The following is a 14,331-nucleotide window of genomic DNA, read 5'->3' as shown; positions in this document are numbered from 1 at the left end:
TGACGTCGTGAGCACCTTCCTCGACTGGCTGGCCGACCGGTCCAACGAGCGTGACCGCAAGGGACTTCGCCGCGAGGTCAGGCCGTTCAAGTCCGGTGAGCTCGTCGATCTCGCTGGCAACGACTACCTGGGACTGCGCCAGCACCCGGCCGTGATCGCGGGTGCCGTCGCCGCCGCCGAGACCTACGGCGGTGGGGCCGGGGCGTCACGGCTGGTCACCGGCACGCTGGAGGTCCACGAAGAGCTGGAGCGCGCCCTGTGCCGCCTCACTGGGGCGCCCTCGGCCCTCGTGCTGTCGACGGGATACCACGCCAACCTCGCGGTGCTCACGTCGCTGTCGGACCCCGAGACCCTCATCGTCAGCGACGCCCACGCGCACGCCTCCCTCATCGACGGTGCCCGCCTCAGCCGAGGCGCCGTGGCCGTCAGCCGCCACAACGACCTCGCGCACGTGCGCGAGCTGCTCGCCGCCCGCAGGCAACCCCGGGCGATCGTCGTGGTGGAGTCCGTGTACTCGGTCCTCGGCGACGCCGCCCCACTTGGCCCTCTCGCGGATCTCGCCGAGGAGCTCGGGGCTGTGCTGGTCGTTGACGATGCCCACGGACTCGGCGTCGTGGGGGAGCACGGTCAGGGCGGAGCCGCCCAGGCCGGCCTCATGGCCCGCGAGCACGTCGTGGTGACGGTGACGTTGTCGAAATCGCTTGCAGCCCAAGGCGGGGCGGTGCTGGCCCACGATGCCGTGCGCGACCACCTCGTCAACACGGCACGGCCCTTCATCTACGACACGGGGCTCGCGCCGGCCGCCGCGGGCGCCGCGCTCGGAGCGCTCGACGTCCTGGCCCGCGACTCCGGTCTACCTGCCGCCGCACGGGCGAACTCCGCGCTGCTCGCCGCGGCCTGCGGGGTCGCCGCCCCTGCGGGAGCGGTCCTCTCGGTCACCATGCCGGGACCGGACGAAGCGGTCGCAGCGGTCGCCCACGCTGAGCAACGCGGCATACGCATCGGTTGTTTCCGTCCGCCCTCGACGCCGGACGGCAGCTCGAGGCTCCGGCTGACGGCTCACGCCGACCATGGTCCCGACGTCCTCGACCATGCCATCGAGGTGCTTCGTGCCCTGGTCTCCCATGACTGAGCCGATCTCGCCTGAGCCGATCGCGTCCGACCCGATCTCGCTGCCCAAGGTCGTGCTCGTCACGGGCACCAGCACGGGGGTCGGCAAGACCGTGGTGACGGCCGCCCTCGCCGTGATGCTACGCAGACGGGGCGCCGCGGTGGCAGTGGTGAAGCCCTTGCAGACGGGGGTGAGCGCCGACGAGGACGGCGACCTCCAGGTCGTGCAGGCACTCCTCGGCGACGACCCGGGTGTCACCCTCCACGAGTTCGTGCGCCTGCACGCGCCGCTGGCGCCGGACACGGCGGCCAGGCTGCAGGAGATCACGCTGCCCCCCGTCGCTGAGCACTCACGGTCGATCTCCGCCATCGCCAACGAGGTCGATGTCGTGCTCGTGGAGGGCGCCGGTGGCCTCCTCGTTCGCCTCGACAGTCGCGGAGGGACCCTGGCCGACCTGGGAACAGCGCTGCGCTACAAGGGAGTCAGCGCCGGCTACGTCCTCGTGGTGAGCCCTGGACTCGGCACCCTGAACCACACCGCCCTCACTGCCGAAGCCCTCGCCGCCCGAGACCTGCCGCTGCTGGGCCTCGTGGTGGGGTCCTACCCGGACGACCCAGACCTTGCCGAGCAGACGAACCTGTTCGACCTGCCGCGGGTTGCCGGCGCACCGGTCCTCGGGCGCCTGCCAGAGGGGGCCGGCGCGTTGACCAGCGACGAGTTCCGCGACCAGGCGCCGCATTGGCTGTTCAGGACCTAGGCGTCACGTCGTGAGCGGCTCCGACGAAACAGTCTCGTTCCGGCTCTGGCCGCCGGTCGCCATCGGCGCGCCCCTGCTCGTGGGGTGGCTGGCCACCGCGCTCTGGGGAGACCCGGTCGACCTCGGCGCGTGGCGGGTTCCCGTGGGCTGGGCCCTGCTGCTGTTCTTCGTCGTGTGGAACGGCTGGTCCCTCTGGCTGTTCGGCCGTCACGAGACTGGTCTGCTGCCGGGGCAGGCGACGCACGCAATGATCCAGGAGGGGCCGTACCGCCTGTCCCGCAACCCGTTGTACGTCGGCCTCCTCGCGTTGTACCTCGCGGTGGCGTTGCTGGTGCCCACTTTCTGGGCGCTCATGCTCTTCCCGGCCGCGGTGCTGCTAGTCCTGTGGGGTGCGATCCGCCCCGAGGAGCGCTTCCTGCGCCAGCGGTTCGGCGCCCCCTATGACGACTACACGCGGCGCGTGCGTCGCTGGCTCTGACCGGGGCAGCGGTCGTCACCGATTCCCTACGCCCGCAGCCGAGCAGGAGGTAGATTCACGAGGGACGGGCAGACAGTTCGTCTCGGGGAGGTCGTGGCGAATGTTCGCAGTCATCCTGTACACCTTGTTCGGCCTGGGGGCCGCTGCCTTCCTCGCGGTGCTGGTCCTCGGCGCCGTCAACCGGGTCCGGGGTCGTGACAACGGGGAGTGGCAGGACGAGCGCGTGGACGGCCAACCGCCGAACGTGCGTCCGGGGCCCGGCTGGGGCAACGGGGGATCCTGGAACTGACCGCTCACGGGTGCCGCAGTCCCCGGGACGGCTCGGGATCCGCTCAGGTGGCGTCGGTCGCGCGATAGACCTGGATGCAGGTCGGGCCGATCTCGACGGGACCCGGGGGGGTCGGTGGAGCCGGGGGGGCGGGCCGCTCGTCGGTCGAGTCCCACAACAGCTGGTATGCCGTGAGGCCGGGTACTTCGGGGAGCGTCACCTTCTCGGGGTCGCGGCCGCCGTGGAGCACCACGAGCACCGACGCGTGACCGACCCAGGCGCCGTTGAGCAGCATCTGCAGGGTGCGCGTGGAGGGGTCCTCCCACCGCCCGTTCTCCATCAGCTCGCCATCGGCTGCGAACCACGCCAGGTCGGTCGACCCGTCCTCGTGCACCTCGCGGCCGGTGAAGAAGGTGCGTTGGCGCAGCACGGGGTGGTCGGCACGCAGGCGGGTGAGGAACCGCGTGGTGGCGAGGAGGTCCTGCTGCCAGCCCTCCAGACGCCAGTCGAACCACGACGTCTCGTTGTCCTGGCAGTAGGGGTTGTTGTTGCCCCCCTGGCTGCGGCCGAACTCGTCGCCCGCGTTGAGCATGGGTACGCCGGTGGCGAGGAGCGTCGTTGCGAGCAGGTTGCGCGTCGAGCGGCGCCTGGCCTCCTCGACCTCCGGTTCGGCAGGGCCGGTCTCGGGTCCCTCGACTCCGTGGTTCCAGGACCGGTTGTTGTCGCTGCCGTCACGGTTCCCCTCGCCGTTGGGGCCGTTGTGCTTCGAGTTGTAGCGAGTCAGGTCCACCGTCGTGAAGCCGTCGTGTGCCGCCACGAAGTTCACCGACGCGACAGGTCCGCGGTCGCGGGAGCCGAACAGGTCCTGCGACCCGGCCATGCGGGTCGCGAGCTCGCGCACCCCGTGGCCCTGGTGGTGGCCCGCCGACTGTGCCTTGAGGTCGTCGAGCCAGAAGGTGCGCACCGAGTCGCGGAACCGGTCGTTCCACTCGGCGAACGGCGGCGGGAACTGGCCGGTCCGCCAGCCGTGGATGCCCACGTCCCAGGGTTCGGCGATCAGCTTGACGCGGGAGAGCACGGGGTCGGTGCGCAACGCGACGAGGAACGGGTGGTTGGGGTCGTAGTCGTCGTTCTGGCCGCGCCCCAGGGCCACCGCGAGGTCGAACCGGAAGCCGTCCACATGGCACTCGTTGGCCCAGTACCGCAGGGAGTCGAGGACCATCTTGCAGACCATCGCGTGCCGCAGGTCGAGGGTGTTGCCGCAGCCGGTGACGTCGATGTCCTGTCCGCGCTCGTCCAGCCGGTAGTAGGCGCGGTTGTCCAGCCCGCGCCACGACAGCGACGCCCCGGTGCGACCGGCCTGCTCGGCGGTGTGGTTGTAGACGACGTCGAGGATGACCTCGATCCCCTCGGAGTGCAGCAGCCGCACCATGCCCTTGAACTCGTCGAGGGCGCCCTGAGGGTCCGTGGCCGAGGCGTACATCGAGTGCGGGGCGAAGAAGCCCAGCGTGTTGTAGCCCCAGTAGTTCGTCAGCCCGCGCTGGACCACCTCGGGCTCGGACGCGAAGGCGTGCACGGGCAGCAGCTCGACCGCGGTCGCTCCCAGCGCCTTGAGGTGGGCGATGACGGAGGGGTGGCACAGGCCGGCATACGTGCCTCGCAGGTGCTCGGGCACCTCGGGGTGCTGCATGGTCAGGCTGCGCACGTGGGTCTCGTAGACCACGGTGTCGGCGAGCGGCGTGTGCGGCGGGGAGTCGTCGCCCCAGTCGAAGCCCTCGTCGATGACCACGCAGCGCGGCACCGACCCGGCGCTGTCCAGCGGGCTGAGGACCAGGTCGTCGCCCTTGAGCCGGTGGCCGACGCGGTGGGCGAACACCTCCGGCGTCCACGACACGTCACCCTCGATGGCGCGGGCGTAGGGGTCGAGGAGCACCTTGGCGGGGTTGTAGCGCAAGCCCTCGGCGGGCCGCCACGGTCCGTCGGCGCGCAGGCCGTAGCGCTGACCGGCCACGACGCCGGGGAGGAAGCCGAACCAGATGCCGTGGGTGCGCTCGGTGAGCGGCACGCGACGCTCCGTGGTGCCGTCCTGGTCGCCTGCGTCGAAGAGGCAGACCTCGACCGAGTCGGCGTGACCTGCATAGACGGCGAACTCCGCCCCGCCCTCGACGAGGGTCATGCCCAGGGTGGGAGGAAGGTCACGCGGGCGCGGGGCGTGCGACATGGCCCTCAGCCTAGGCAGTGGTTACGGTTGGGCACATGACGGACCTCATCCGGCCTTCCGCCTCGACCCTCCGAGCCTCGCTCGTCCCCCTGTCGTGTCCCCGGGAGGTCCTCGCATGACCGACCCCACCTCGCTGCCCAACTTCCCGCCCCCCGCCAACGAGCACCCGCTCCGCGGTCGGGTCCTGGACGCCCTCATCGACCAGGGACTGGCGCCCAACGTGGACAACGACGGCGACGTCGCCTTCAGCGTGCAGGAGCAGCAGCTGTTCGTGCGGTGCACCGAGGGCGACTTCCAGATCATGCGCGTCTTCGGCCAGTGGGCCATCAGCGACACCGTTCCCAGCGACCCGCTGACGCGTTTGGCCACCTGCAACGAGATCACCCTGCAGATGAACGTCGTCAAGGCCGGCCTCGCCAACGACACCCTGGTCGTGACCAGCGAGCACATCGTCGACCAGGCCAGCAACGTGCCCGCCCTCGTGAACGTCTCGATCCAGCTGGTCCTGGCCGGCGTGCAGATGTGGCACGAGCGGATCATGGGCGGCGGGGACGACTCCGGCCCCGGAGCCGGCCAGCCCGCTCCCGAGGGCGACCCGGCATGAGCGAGGGCACCTCCACCAGCGTCGTCTCCCTCGAGGTCGAGGGCGGCATCGCGACGATCAGGATCAACCGTCCGCCGATGAACGCGCTCAACGCAGAGGTGCAGACCGCCCTCTCGGCGGCGGCCGTCGAGGCCGGCCAGCGCCGCGACGTCTCCGGGGTGATCCTCTATGGCGGCGAGAAGGTCTTCGCTGCCGGCGCGGACATCAAGGAGATGCAGCGGATGTCCTACACGGACATGGCCGACCATTCCGGCTCACTCCAGGACTTCACCCGCACCATCGCCAGGATTCCCAAGCCGACGGTCGCCGCCATCACGGGCTACGCCCTCGGCGGCGGGTGCGAGGTGGCCCTCGCGTGCGACTTCCGTGTCGCTGCCAGGAACGCCAAGCTCGGCCAGCCCGAGATCCTGCTCGGCGTGATTCCCGGTGCCGGCGGCACCCAGCGGCTGGCTCGCCTCGTCGGGCCGGCCAAGGCCAAGGAGATCGTCTTCTCCGGCCGGTTCGTGTCCGCCGACGAGGCGCTCGCGATCGGGCTCGTCGACGAGGTCGTCGAGGCCGAGGACGTGTATGCCGCCGCGAAGGCGCGGCTGGCTCCGTACGTCGGAGGCCCCGCCTACGCGATCCGCGCGGCGAAGGAGGCGATCGACCGTGGCCTCGAGACCGACCTCGACACCGGGCTGGAGATCGAGCGGATGCTGTTCAGCTCGCTGTTCGCGACCAGGGACCGTGAGATCGGCATGAAGTCCTTCGTCGAGAACGGCCCCGGCAAGGCGAAGTTCGAGGGCGCCTGAGCGATGGCACCCCCGACCAGAGCGGCCACGGCCGAGCAGGTGGCCGCTGCCTACGCCGACAACAAGCTGGCCCAGGTGCTCTACCACGACTGGGAGGCGCAGACCTACGACGACAAGTGGTCGATCTCCTTCGACGAGCGCTGCATCGACTACGCCCGCGACCGGTTCGAGGCCATCACCGGCTCGCCCGACCCGCTGCCCTATGCCACGGCGCTCGAGCTCGGGGCGGGCACCGGATTCTTCTCGCTCAACCTCAAGCAGGCCGGGATCCTCGACGCCGTGCACGTGACCGACCTGTCGCCGGGGATGGTCGAGGCCGCACGGGCCAACGCCGAGATGCTGGGATTCTCCGTCGAGGGCAGGGTCGCGGACGCGGAGCGAATTCCCTACGACGACAACATGTTCGACATCGTCGTCGGCCACGCCGTGATCCACCACATTCCCGATGTCGAGGCGGCGTTCCGCGAGATCCTCCGGGTGCTGAAGCCCGGCGGGCGGTTCGTTGTCGCCGGCGAGCCGACCAGGGTGGGAGACAGGTACGCCCGAACGCTCGGAAGCCTCACGTGGCACGCGACCAAAGCCGTCACCCAGCTCTCACCCCTGCGTGAGAAGTGGGCCAAGGACCAGGAAGCCCTCGACGAGTCGTCCCGCGCAGCCGCCCTCGAGGCGGTCGTCGACCTGCACACGTTCGACCCGGACGAGCTAGCCCGGACGGCTCTGCGAGCGGGTGCCATCGGGGTGCGCACCCAGACCGAGGAGCTCACTGCGGCCTTTGCCGGCTGGCCGATCCGGACCTTCGAAGCGGCGGTGAAGCCCGGCGTGCTGGGATGGAGCTGGGCGATGTTCGCCTACGGCACCTGGAAACGGCTGTCGGCGGTCGACCGGGTCCTCGCCAAGGCCGTGCCCGCGCGGTTCTTCTACAACGTCGGTATCACCGGCGTGAAGCCCTGACCGCTCGATCTCGCAGCGACGTGCACCGATCCGGAATGAGCCACGAGACCTCGGCAGCCGACGCGGACATGTCGCCCTCCGACCACGGCGAGCGTTCCGAGCACGGGCCGTTCGGACTGCCCCGACCTCTCGCGTGGGCCCGCTGGGTGGGCTGGGCGATGGCCAACCGAGCCTTCACCCGCCATCACCTGCTGAGCTACCTGCGGATGGCGCGGGCGAGTGCCCGCTACCCCTCGCTGCGGTTCGAGGGGCCGTGCTTCATCGGTCCGGACGTCCGGTTCGAGGTGCGCGAGGGTTACGGCCGGCTGGTCGTGGGCGCCTACACGCACGTCGGGGCGCACGCCCGGTTGCGGGCGCACGAGGGCACCCTGCGGATCGGCCCCAAGTCGGTCATCGGCATCCGCAACACGATCAACTGCTGGATCGACATCTCCATCGGGCAGGCCTGCCTGTTCGGCGACGACGTCTACATCTGCGACTTCGACCACGTGACGACGTCGCTGGAGGTGCCGATCAAGGACCAGGGCATCGTCAAGACGCCGGTGCGCATCGGCGACGACGTGTGGCTCGGCACCAAGGTCGTCGTCACCCGGGGCGTCGACATCGGCGACCAGAGCGTGGTCGCGGCCTCCGCCGTCGCGCGCGGTGAGTACCCGGCGCGCTCGGTCGTCGCCGGCATACCGGGCAGGGTCGTCAAGACCCGCGAATGAGCAGCGGACACGCGCCCCGCCCAGGCGCGAGGCGCGCGTCCACAGAGCTCACCCGAGTGAGAGCACGCCCGTCACGACCCCCGTGCCGGTGCCCGACTCGAAGTCCTGGGCGCCGACGTCGACGCCGTGGCCGCTGAGCTTGTCGTAGCGCCCCGTGCCCCCCATCAGGCTCACCGGCCCGGTGTTGGTGAGTCCGGTCTCGCCGAACACGATGAAGACGTGCTTCTGCGCGTAGAACTCGCCGCTGCCGTCCGCACAGGTGTAGACCGTCCGGATCAGCAGCGCCGCCTTGGGCTTCACCGGGTTGCCGGCGAAGACCCGCACGTCGTCGGACAGGGTGCCTGACGCGCAGAGGCCTCCCGTCGCGGTAAAGGTGGGGTCACCCTCGACAGACGCGTCGAAGGTCTCCGTGATGGTGAATGGCGTCGGCTCGGCAGCCGGGGCGGAGCCGACCCCGAGCCCGATGGTTGCGAGTGCCATGGCTGCCCCTGCAGCGGCCATGCGTTGCTGTTTCGACATGACCAGGCCTCTCGATGGACGTGGTGACCGGCGGGCGCCGGGCCTCCTCCATTGGATGGCATCGTGTGGGCCCTCGCATCGCGGGAACCACCTAGGACACACGGGGGAGGCGGCCCTCGCCCCGACGTGCTCGGGACTCACCCGAGGCGGGCGTCCAGTGCGGGGAAGGCGTTGTCCCGCAGGCCTTGTCGCCTGGCCTCGTCGACCGCCTGGGCACGGCGGCCGTCCTCGACGAGCTGGGCCAGGATGTGGAAGTCGCGTCGGTGCTCGTCGGCACGACGCCGGGCGTAGTCGACGGACTGCCCTCGGGTGACGAGGAACGCCCAGTCGCTCGACAGCGCGTGCCACAGGGTCTGGAGCAGCTGGTCGAGGTCGGGGCGTCGCGTGCGCAACCGCCCTGCAGCGCGCTCGCGGCCGAGCACGTCGAGCCAGCGACGCTGCAGCCATTCGTTCTCGTGCGCGATCTGGCGCACGGCCGGGCCATCCCACACCGAGTAGTCCTTGCCGGCGCCCCACGAGCCGGGCGCGAGGTCGAGGTCGCCCGCGACGTGGCCACCGGCGAGGGCCTTCTCGAGCGTGGTCACAGTGATGCCGGCCCGCCGCAAGGCCCGGATCGTCTTGCCCAGGAACACCGGTCCCTCGTGCCACCAGTGCCCGAAGAGCTCGGTGTCGTATGCCGCGACGACCAGTCCCGGCTCGCCGCGCACCTCGTGCGCGTGCAGCAGCTGGTCGCGGACGGCGTCGACGAAGTGCGCCACGTCATGGTCCAGCTGGTCGCGCGCCTCGTCGGGGTCGTAGGGCCGTTTGCGGTCGACGTCCACGTCGGGCTCGGTGATCGCCCACAACCTGATGCCGGTGAACTCCTCGCGCGCATGGAAGTCGCGGTAGACCGGTGAGGCCGGGTAGCCGCTGCGCGAGGACCAGATGAGGTTGGTGACCTCGAGGTTGCGGGGCATTGCCACGATGTCGGTCCCGGCCACCCGCCACGCGGCGTGGGGATGACCGCCGGAGTCGCGCACGGTCTGCTCGTCGACGACGAAGTGCCCGACGCCGGCGTCCGTGAACGGTTGCGCGAGGGCCGGGTGCCAGCCACATTCGGGTGACCAGATCCCGCGAGGCCGTTCGCCGAGCCGCCAGGCGCTGTCGGCCAGGCCCGCCTGCAGCGCGAGCGCCGCGAGCTCGGGCAGGAGCAGGGGGAGGAACGGGTGCGCACTCGGGCCGCCCAGCAGCTCCACCACTCCCTGGTCACGCAGGCCGCGCAGGACCGGCGACCCGCCCGCACGCCACCGTGACTCGAGCAGGCTCGCCGCGCCGGACGCCCCGGCATACTCCCGCTCCGCCGTCGACCGGCGGTGCGGGTCGACGTCGAAGCCCATCTCGCGGGCGCGCATGCCCCACAGTCCAGCCCACGTCGCGGCGTCACGGCGCATCCGTGGATCGTCGAGCTGGGCGGCGAGCACGGGGGTGACGCCGAGGGTCAGCACGTCGCGATGGCCCTCTGCCGCAAGGGAGTCCAGCTCTGCGACGAGAGGCACGTAGGACTCCACCCAGGCCTGGAACAGCCACTCCTCGCCCAGTGGCCAGACCCCATGGCCGGGAAGCCAGGGCAGGTGGGAGTGCAGGACGAGGCAGAACGCGCCCGGCACGGGGGGAGTCACAAGCCACCAGTCTGCCGCACCGGGCGGCGAGCCTGGCGGGTCAGGGCGGTGGCTGGACGAGGCGGGCGAGCTTCTTCGGGGCCATGAGGCAGTAGCTGTCGGCCATCAGCTCGGCCACCTCGTCCCAGTCGGTGTCGTCGTCGATCACCATGCCGATGACGTGCGGACTCCAGTCCGGCTTGTAGAAAGGCAGCCCCGAGTGGACCAGGGCCTCGAGCTCCTCTCCGGAGGAGCGGAACGTGATGACGTCGGCGGGACTGCCCAGCCGCGCGGCCAGCCCGAACACCGAGCCGCCGCGGGGGTCGACGTGGGCGAGGTGGGCGAAGGTGCGCTGACGGATCCGCCACCGCACGCCGATCCAGGCGTCCTGCTCGTGCACCTCGGGCAGGGCGAGACAGATCGCGGCGACCCGGGCCACCAGGGCCGGGTCGAGATCGACGTCGACGTCACCCACGGCCGTGACCCTAGTCCGGGCCACCGACAACCCCACTCGCTGACCGGACCGCCGGAAACCGTTTGCCTGAGCCCCGCGCCCGTGACACGGTTCGGGAATGCCTTCCAGACTCGTCGGGGTCGACTTCGACGCACACGACCCCGCAGCACTGGCGCAGTTCTGGGGCTCGCTGCTCGTGCGGCCGGTGGAGGAGTACGGCGGGGGCTTGTTCCTCGCGGCCGACGAGACCCAGGTCGGCCTGCGCTTCGTGTCGAGCACGTCGGTCAAGACCCTGCAGAACCGCATCCACCTGCACCTCACGAGCGTCGACGCCGACGACCAGCAGCGAATCGTCGACGAGGCACTCGGCCTCGGCGCCCACCACCTCGACGTCGGCCAGCTGCCCGAAGAGGGGCACGTGGTCCTGGCGGACCCTGAGGGCAACGAGCTCTGCGTCATCGCGCCGGACAGCTCGTTCCTCGCGGGCTGCGGTTTCCTCGGTGAGCTGGCCTGCGAAGGGTCCCGCGACGTTGGCGTGTTCTGGAGCCAGGTGCTCGGCTGGCCGTTGGTGTGGGACCAGGACGGGGAGACGGCCGTCCAGTCGCCCGTGGGAGGGACGAAGGTCGCCTGGGGAGGTCCGCCGCTGGCTCCCAAGCCCACGAGGAACCGCCAACGCCTGCTGCTGGCCACCACGGACGACCACGCGACGGAGGTGGCCCGCCTCCTCTCGCTCGGCGCCACGCGGGTGGACGACTGGGACCGGGTGGGCCGGGAGGGCGGCGGCACGACCTTGGCCGACCCCGACGGCAACGAGCTGCGCCTCCTCCCGTGATCGCCGCACCTGGCGGTCGGCCACAACCGGGGGCGCCGTTGCGCGTGCCCGCAGGGCCGGGGCTGCGCCACGGCCTGGTCATCGATGCCGGTGAGCTGGTCGAACGCTTCTCCCGCTCGTCCGGGCCCGGGGGACAGGGCGTCAACACCACGGACAGCCGGGTCGAGCTCGACTTCGACCCGGCGACGTCACGCGCTGTCGCCGCGCTGCCCGAGGCCACCCGCGAGCGCCTGCTCGCGCGGTTGGCGCCGAAGCTCGTCGGCGGCCGGCTGGTCGTCGTCGCGTCCGAACACCGATCCCAGCGCCAGAACCGTGTGGTCGCGCGGCAGCGCCTCGTCACCATGCTCCGGGAGGCGGCCGCGCCCGACCCGCCCACCCGTCGCCCCACCCGCCCGACCAAGGGTTCGCAGCGACGCCGGATCGAGAGCAAGAAGCGCAGGGGCCAGCTCAAGACCGGCCGCCGCACCGTCGACGACGGCTAGGGGATCATCAGCCGCACGATGCCGAAGAGGTCCAGGCAGTCCTCGTCAGACGCGCCGAAGACGAAGTCGTCCACGGTCACCGAGCCGACGATCTCGCGCAGTTCTCGGTCCCAGTCCTGGGGCGCCTGCTCCTGCTGGGCTGCCACGAGCGACCCGTACGCCGCTTCCCACCGGAGCAGGCGCTCGCCGTGGCCCAGACGCACCAGGGTCACCTCGGCCCCGGGCAGCCACCGATCCAGCTCGGCCACCAGCTCCTCGGCGTCGTACTCGCGGCAGTGGTAGAGGTTCGAGGGCTTGTCGCGCCGCCCGAGCCCAGGCGAGAAGGTCGGCCGGTTCGGCGTCGACAGCACCACCACCCCGCCCGGTCGCGTCACCCGGGCGAGCTCGCGCACGTAGTCGCCGGGCGTCCAGATGTGCTCGAGCACCTGGAGCGAGAAAGTCGCGTCCGCCGCGCCAGTCACCAGCGGCAGCGCCGTCAAAGCGCCCCGCATGTAGGACGCCCGCTCACCTCCGTGGGTCCGCGCAGCGTGGGCGGTCGTCGCCGCGTCGTAGTCCAGGCCGACCACGCGCACTCCGGGCCAGAACACGTCGAGGAGGCCCGCTGCATACCCCTCGCCACATCCGGCGTCCAGGACGACGGCAGGTGCGGTGTGCACCCAGCCGGGGGCGGCCGCATACCCCGCCTCGTGGCGACGAAACCAGTAGTTCTCGTGCCAGACATGCGGTGCGGTGCGCTCCCCAGTCAATGCGAGAACGTGGGGCTCGACCTGCGGATATCCCGATTCTGGGGCCACCTGAAAGCCTCTCTTCGGCACTGCACGTCGAGACGCCAAGATATCCCCACCGTGGTCGCTCAGCCACGGGCGGATGTGGTCAGAAGGAGCTATTGCGGGCGGATTCGGGGCGGCGAAGACTGCGAGATGCAGGGGTAGCAGCTACCACCTGGGAGGCCATCATGCTGCGACGATTTTCGCTTGTCCTTCTGACCGGATTCCTGGTCCTACTCGCCGGTCCCGCCTATGCGGCACCCATCACCGAGACGCACACCGCAAAGGGGGTCGTCGAGACGTTCGTGGACGTCGTCCCCACCTGCGAAGGTGGCGGACCGCTGTACACGATCACCACGACGTCCAACTCCATCGAGCACGTGACCGCCTTCGACGACGGCCGCTCACACGAGACGTTCACGCAGACGGGCACCTTCACTGCGACACCGCTGGAGGACCCGGCCCTGCCTAGCTACGCCGGCAAGTTCACGGTCTGGGGCGGCTTCAACGCGAACGGGTCAGTGGTCGAGGGGACGTTCACGTTCAGCGTGCGCGGAAAGGGCTCGGACGGCTCAACCTTCTCGAACCAGAACGTGGAGCACTTCCCGGGGGGGGGGCGCCCCCCCAAGACCTTGACCGGGCCGTGTCGTATCCCGCGATGTCCCGCCTGAGGCTCCGGACCTCGGCGGCGAGGTCGGCCACGGTCAACTTCTGGTCGCTGGGTTTGGGCTGCGCCATGCTCGTGCACCGATGGTGTGGGCACCGTCACCCTCCCTCACGAGCCGTGCGTGGACTTGCGCGGTTTGCCTCGTGGTGAGCGTCACGCGGTGCTGGCGTGTCGATCGGGGGCGCGGGCTGTAAGGATGGCACCTGACCCATTTTTCGATACTCACTGTCGATACCCGATGTCGATCCCAGCGGTATCCATTCCAAGAAGGGGACGATCAGTTCATGAACATCGTCGTCTGCGTGAAGTACGTGCCGGATGCACAGTCCGACCGCACGTTCAACGACTCCGACAACACCACCGACCGAGTGGGCGTTGACGGTCTGCTGTCCGAGCTCGACGAGTACGCCGTCGAGGAGGCCCTCAAGCTCGTGGAGGCCGGCGAGGGAGAGGTGACCGTCGTCACCGTCGGCCCGGACCAGGCGGCCGACGCACTCAAGAAGGCCCTGCAGATGGGCGCCGACAAGGCCATCCACGTCAAGGACGACGCGATACACGGCTCCGACGCCGTGGCGACCTCGCTGGTCCTCGCGGAGGCGATCAAGAAGACCGGCACCCCCGACCTCGTCATCACCGGCATGGCGTCCACCGACGGCACCATGAGCGTCGTCCCGGCGATGCTCGCCGAGCGTCTCGGCCTGCCGCAGGCGACCTTCGCGTCCGAGCTGTCCGTCGACGGCTCGACGGTGACGATCCGCCGCGACGGTGACGCCGCCTCGGAGACGATCGTCGCGACGCTGCCTGCGCTCGTGTCGGTCACCGACCAGATCAACGAGCCGCGCTACCCCTCGTTCAAGGGGATCATGGCCGCGAAGAAGAAGCCGGTCGAGGAGTGGGCGTTGTCCGACCTCGGCATCGACGCCTCGCAGGTCGGCCTCGACGCCGCCTGGACCAAGGTCGAGTCGTTCACCAAGCGCCCCCCGCGCGAGCAGGGCCAGATCGTCACCGACGACGGCGACGGCGGCACCAAGCTCGCGGAGTTCCTGTCCGCGCAGAAGTTCATCTGAGCCGGCCAGCCTGAG

The 14,331-nt window shown here is 70.5% G+C and carries 17 protein-coding genes; 12 read left to right on the top strand and 5 right to left on the bottom strand.

Annotation, left to right across the window (positions count from 1 at the left end; all coding sequences use genetic code 11):
* Positions 1 to 7 precede the first annotated feature (7 nt).
* The 4 genes from AC1DS4_RS04960 to AC1DS4_RS04945 all read left to right on the top strand — a co-directional run bounded on the left by AC1DS4_RS04960 (position 8) and on the right by AC1DS4_RS04945 (position 2,635).
* On the top strand, positions 8 to 1,132 hold the full coding sequence (locus AC1DS4_RS04960) for an 8-amino-7-oxononanoate synthase (protein ID WP_477615121.1): 1,125 nt from the start codon (positions 8 to 10) through the stop codon (positions 1,130 to 1,132).
* Entirely contained in the window at positions 1,125 to 1,868 is a 744-nt protein-coding gene (bioD, locus tag AC1DS4_RS04955; protein WP_477615122.1) for a dethiobiotin synthase, read from the top strand. The genes AC1DS4_RS04960 and bioD overlap by 8 nt, the downstream gene beginning before the upstream one ends.
* A gap of 10 nt (positions 1,869 to 1,878) precedes the next feature.
* Positions 1,879 to 2,346 (top strand): methyltransferase family protein, encoded by a 468-nt coding sequence (locus AC1DS4_RS04950; RefSeq protein ID WP_477615123.1) that lies wholly within the window; start codon positions 1,879 to 1,881, stop codon positions 2,344 to 2,346.
* Positions 2,347 to 2,446: 100 nt separating this feature from the next.
* The gene (locus AC1DS4_RS04945) at positions 2,447 to 2,635 is read left to right on the top strand and encodes a hypothetical protein (RefSeq protein WP_477615124.1); all 189 of its coding nucleotides are present in this window, start codon (positions 2,447 to 2,449) and stop codon (positions 2,633 to 2,635) included.
* Positions 2,636 to 2,678: 43 nt separating this feature from the next.
* Here the strand turns inward: AC1DS4_RS04945 and glgX are convergent, their stop codons facing one another.
* Positions 2,679 to 4,835, bottom strand: a complete 2,157-nt coding sequence (gene glgX, locus AC1DS4_RS04940) for a glycogen debranching protein GlgX (RefSeq protein ID WP_477615125.1) — start codon at positions 4,833 to 4,835, stop codon at positions 2,679 to 2,681.
* 115 nt (positions 4,836 to 4,950) lie between these two features.
* Here glgX and AC1DS4_RS04935 point away from each other — a divergent pair, with 115 nt between their 5' ends.
* From AC1DS4_RS04935 to AC1DS4_RS04920, 4 genes are read left to right on the top strand one after another with little or no spacing between them, the layout of a single operon-like run.
* On the top strand, positions 4,951 to 5,439 hold the full coding sequence (locus AC1DS4_RS04935) for a T3SS (YopN, CesT) and YbjN peptide-binding chaperone 1 (protein WP_477615126.1): 489 nt from the start codon (positions 4,951 to 4,953) through the stop codon (positions 5,437 to 5,439).
* Positions 5,436 to 6,230 (top strand): enoyl-CoA hydratase/isomerase family protein, encoded by a 795-nt coding sequence (locus AC1DS4_RS04930; protein WP_477615127.1) that lies wholly within the window; start codon positions 5,436 to 5,438, stop codon positions 6,228 to 6,230. The genes AC1DS4_RS04935 and AC1DS4_RS04930 overlap by 4 nt, the downstream gene beginning before the upstream one ends.
* Before the next feature lie 3 nt (positions 6,231 to 6,233).
* On the top strand, positions 6,234 to 7,181 hold the full coding sequence (locus tag AC1DS4_RS04925; RefSeq protein ID WP_477615128.1) for a class I SAM-dependent methyltransferase: 948 nt from the start codon (positions 6,234 to 6,236) through the stop codon (positions 7,179 to 7,181).
* Between the two features lie 35 nt (positions 7,182 to 7,216).
* On the top strand, positions 7,217 to 7,891 hold the full coding sequence (locus AC1DS4_RS04920) for an acyltransferase (RefSeq protein ID WP_477615129.1): 675 nt from the start codon (positions 7,217 to 7,219) through the stop codon (positions 7,889 to 7,891).
* A gap of 48 nt (positions 7,892 to 7,939) precedes the next feature.
* On the opposite strand, the gene AC1DS4_RS04915 is transcribed toward AC1DS4_RS04920, so the two are convergent.
* The 3 genes from AC1DS4_RS04915 to AC1DS4_RS04905 form a co-directional block, all read right to left on the bottom strand.
* Positions 7,940 to 8,371 (bottom strand): hypothetical protein, encoded by a 432-nt coding sequence (locus tag AC1DS4_RS04915; protein ID WP_477624364.1) that lies wholly within the window; start codon positions 8,369 to 8,371, stop codon positions 7,940 to 7,942.
* Between the two features lie 176 nt (positions 8,372 to 8,547).
* Positions 8,548 to 10,068 carry a 1,4-alpha-glucan branching protein domain-containing protein gene (locus AC1DS4_RS04910; protein ID WP_477615131.1) on the bottom strand — a complete coding sequence of 507 codons (1,521 nt, stop codon included), beginning with the start codon at positions 10,066 to 10,068 and terminating at the stop codon, positions 8,548 to 8,550.
* Positions 10,069 to 10,108: 40 nt separating this feature from the next.
* Complete coding sequence (locus tag AC1DS4_RS04905) at positions 10,109 to 10,522, bottom strand: MmcQ/YjbR family DNA-binding protein (RefSeq protein WP_477615132.1); 414 nt, start codon at positions 10,520 to 10,522, stop codon at positions 10,109 to 10,111.
* A gap of 97 nt (positions 10,523 to 10,619) precedes the next feature.
* Here AC1DS4_RS04905 and AC1DS4_RS04900 point away from each other — a divergent pair, with 97 nt between their 5' ends.
* Entirely contained in the window at positions 10,620 to 11,333 is a 714-nt protein-coding gene (locus AC1DS4_RS04900) for a VOC family protein (protein ID WP_477615133.1), read from the top strand.
* The gene (gene arfB, locus AC1DS4_RS04895) at positions 11,330 to 11,815 is read left to right on the top strand and encodes an alternative ribosome rescue aminoacyl-tRNA hydrolase ArfB (protein ID WP_477615134.1); all 486 of its coding nucleotides are present in this window, start codon (positions 11,330 to 11,332) and stop codon (positions 11,813 to 11,815) included. Before AC1DS4_RS04900 ends, arfB begins: the two co-directional genes overlap by 4 nt.
* Here arfB and AC1DS4_RS04890 read toward each other — a convergent pair.
* A complete protein-coding gene (locus tag AC1DS4_RS04890; RefSeq protein ID WP_477624365.1) occupies positions 11,812 to 12,561 on the bottom strand; it encodes a class I SAM-dependent methyltransferase in 750 nt (249 codons plus the stop codon). The genes arfB and AC1DS4_RS04890 overlap by 4 nt on opposite strands.
* 209 nt (positions 12,562 to 12,770) lie before the next feature.
* On the opposite strand from AC1DS4_RS04890, the gene AC1DS4_RS04885 reads away from it, so the two are divergent.
* Both AC1DS4_RS04885 and AC1DS4_RS04880 read left to right on the top strand, forming a co-directional pair.
* Positions 12,771 to 13,253, top strand: a complete 483-nt coding sequence (locus AC1DS4_RS04885) for a hypothetical protein (protein WP_477645997.1) — start codon at positions 12,771 to 12,773, stop codon at positions 13,251 to 13,253.
* A 280-nt stretch (positions 13,254 to 13,533) separates the two neighbouring features.
* On the top strand, positions 13,534 to 14,316 hold the full coding sequence (locus tag AC1DS4_RS04880) for an electron transfer flavoprotein subunit beta/FixA family protein (protein WP_477615137.1): 783 nt from the start codon (positions 13,534 to 13,536) through the stop codon (positions 14,314 to 14,316).
* Positions 14,317 to 14,331: the final 15 nt, after the last annotated feature.

This window comes from Pedococcus sp. P3_C7, assembly GCF_056402615.1.
The sequence above is the reverse complement of the archived record's forward strand: the minus strand, read 5'-3'. Positions and strand labels throughout refer to the sequence as shown.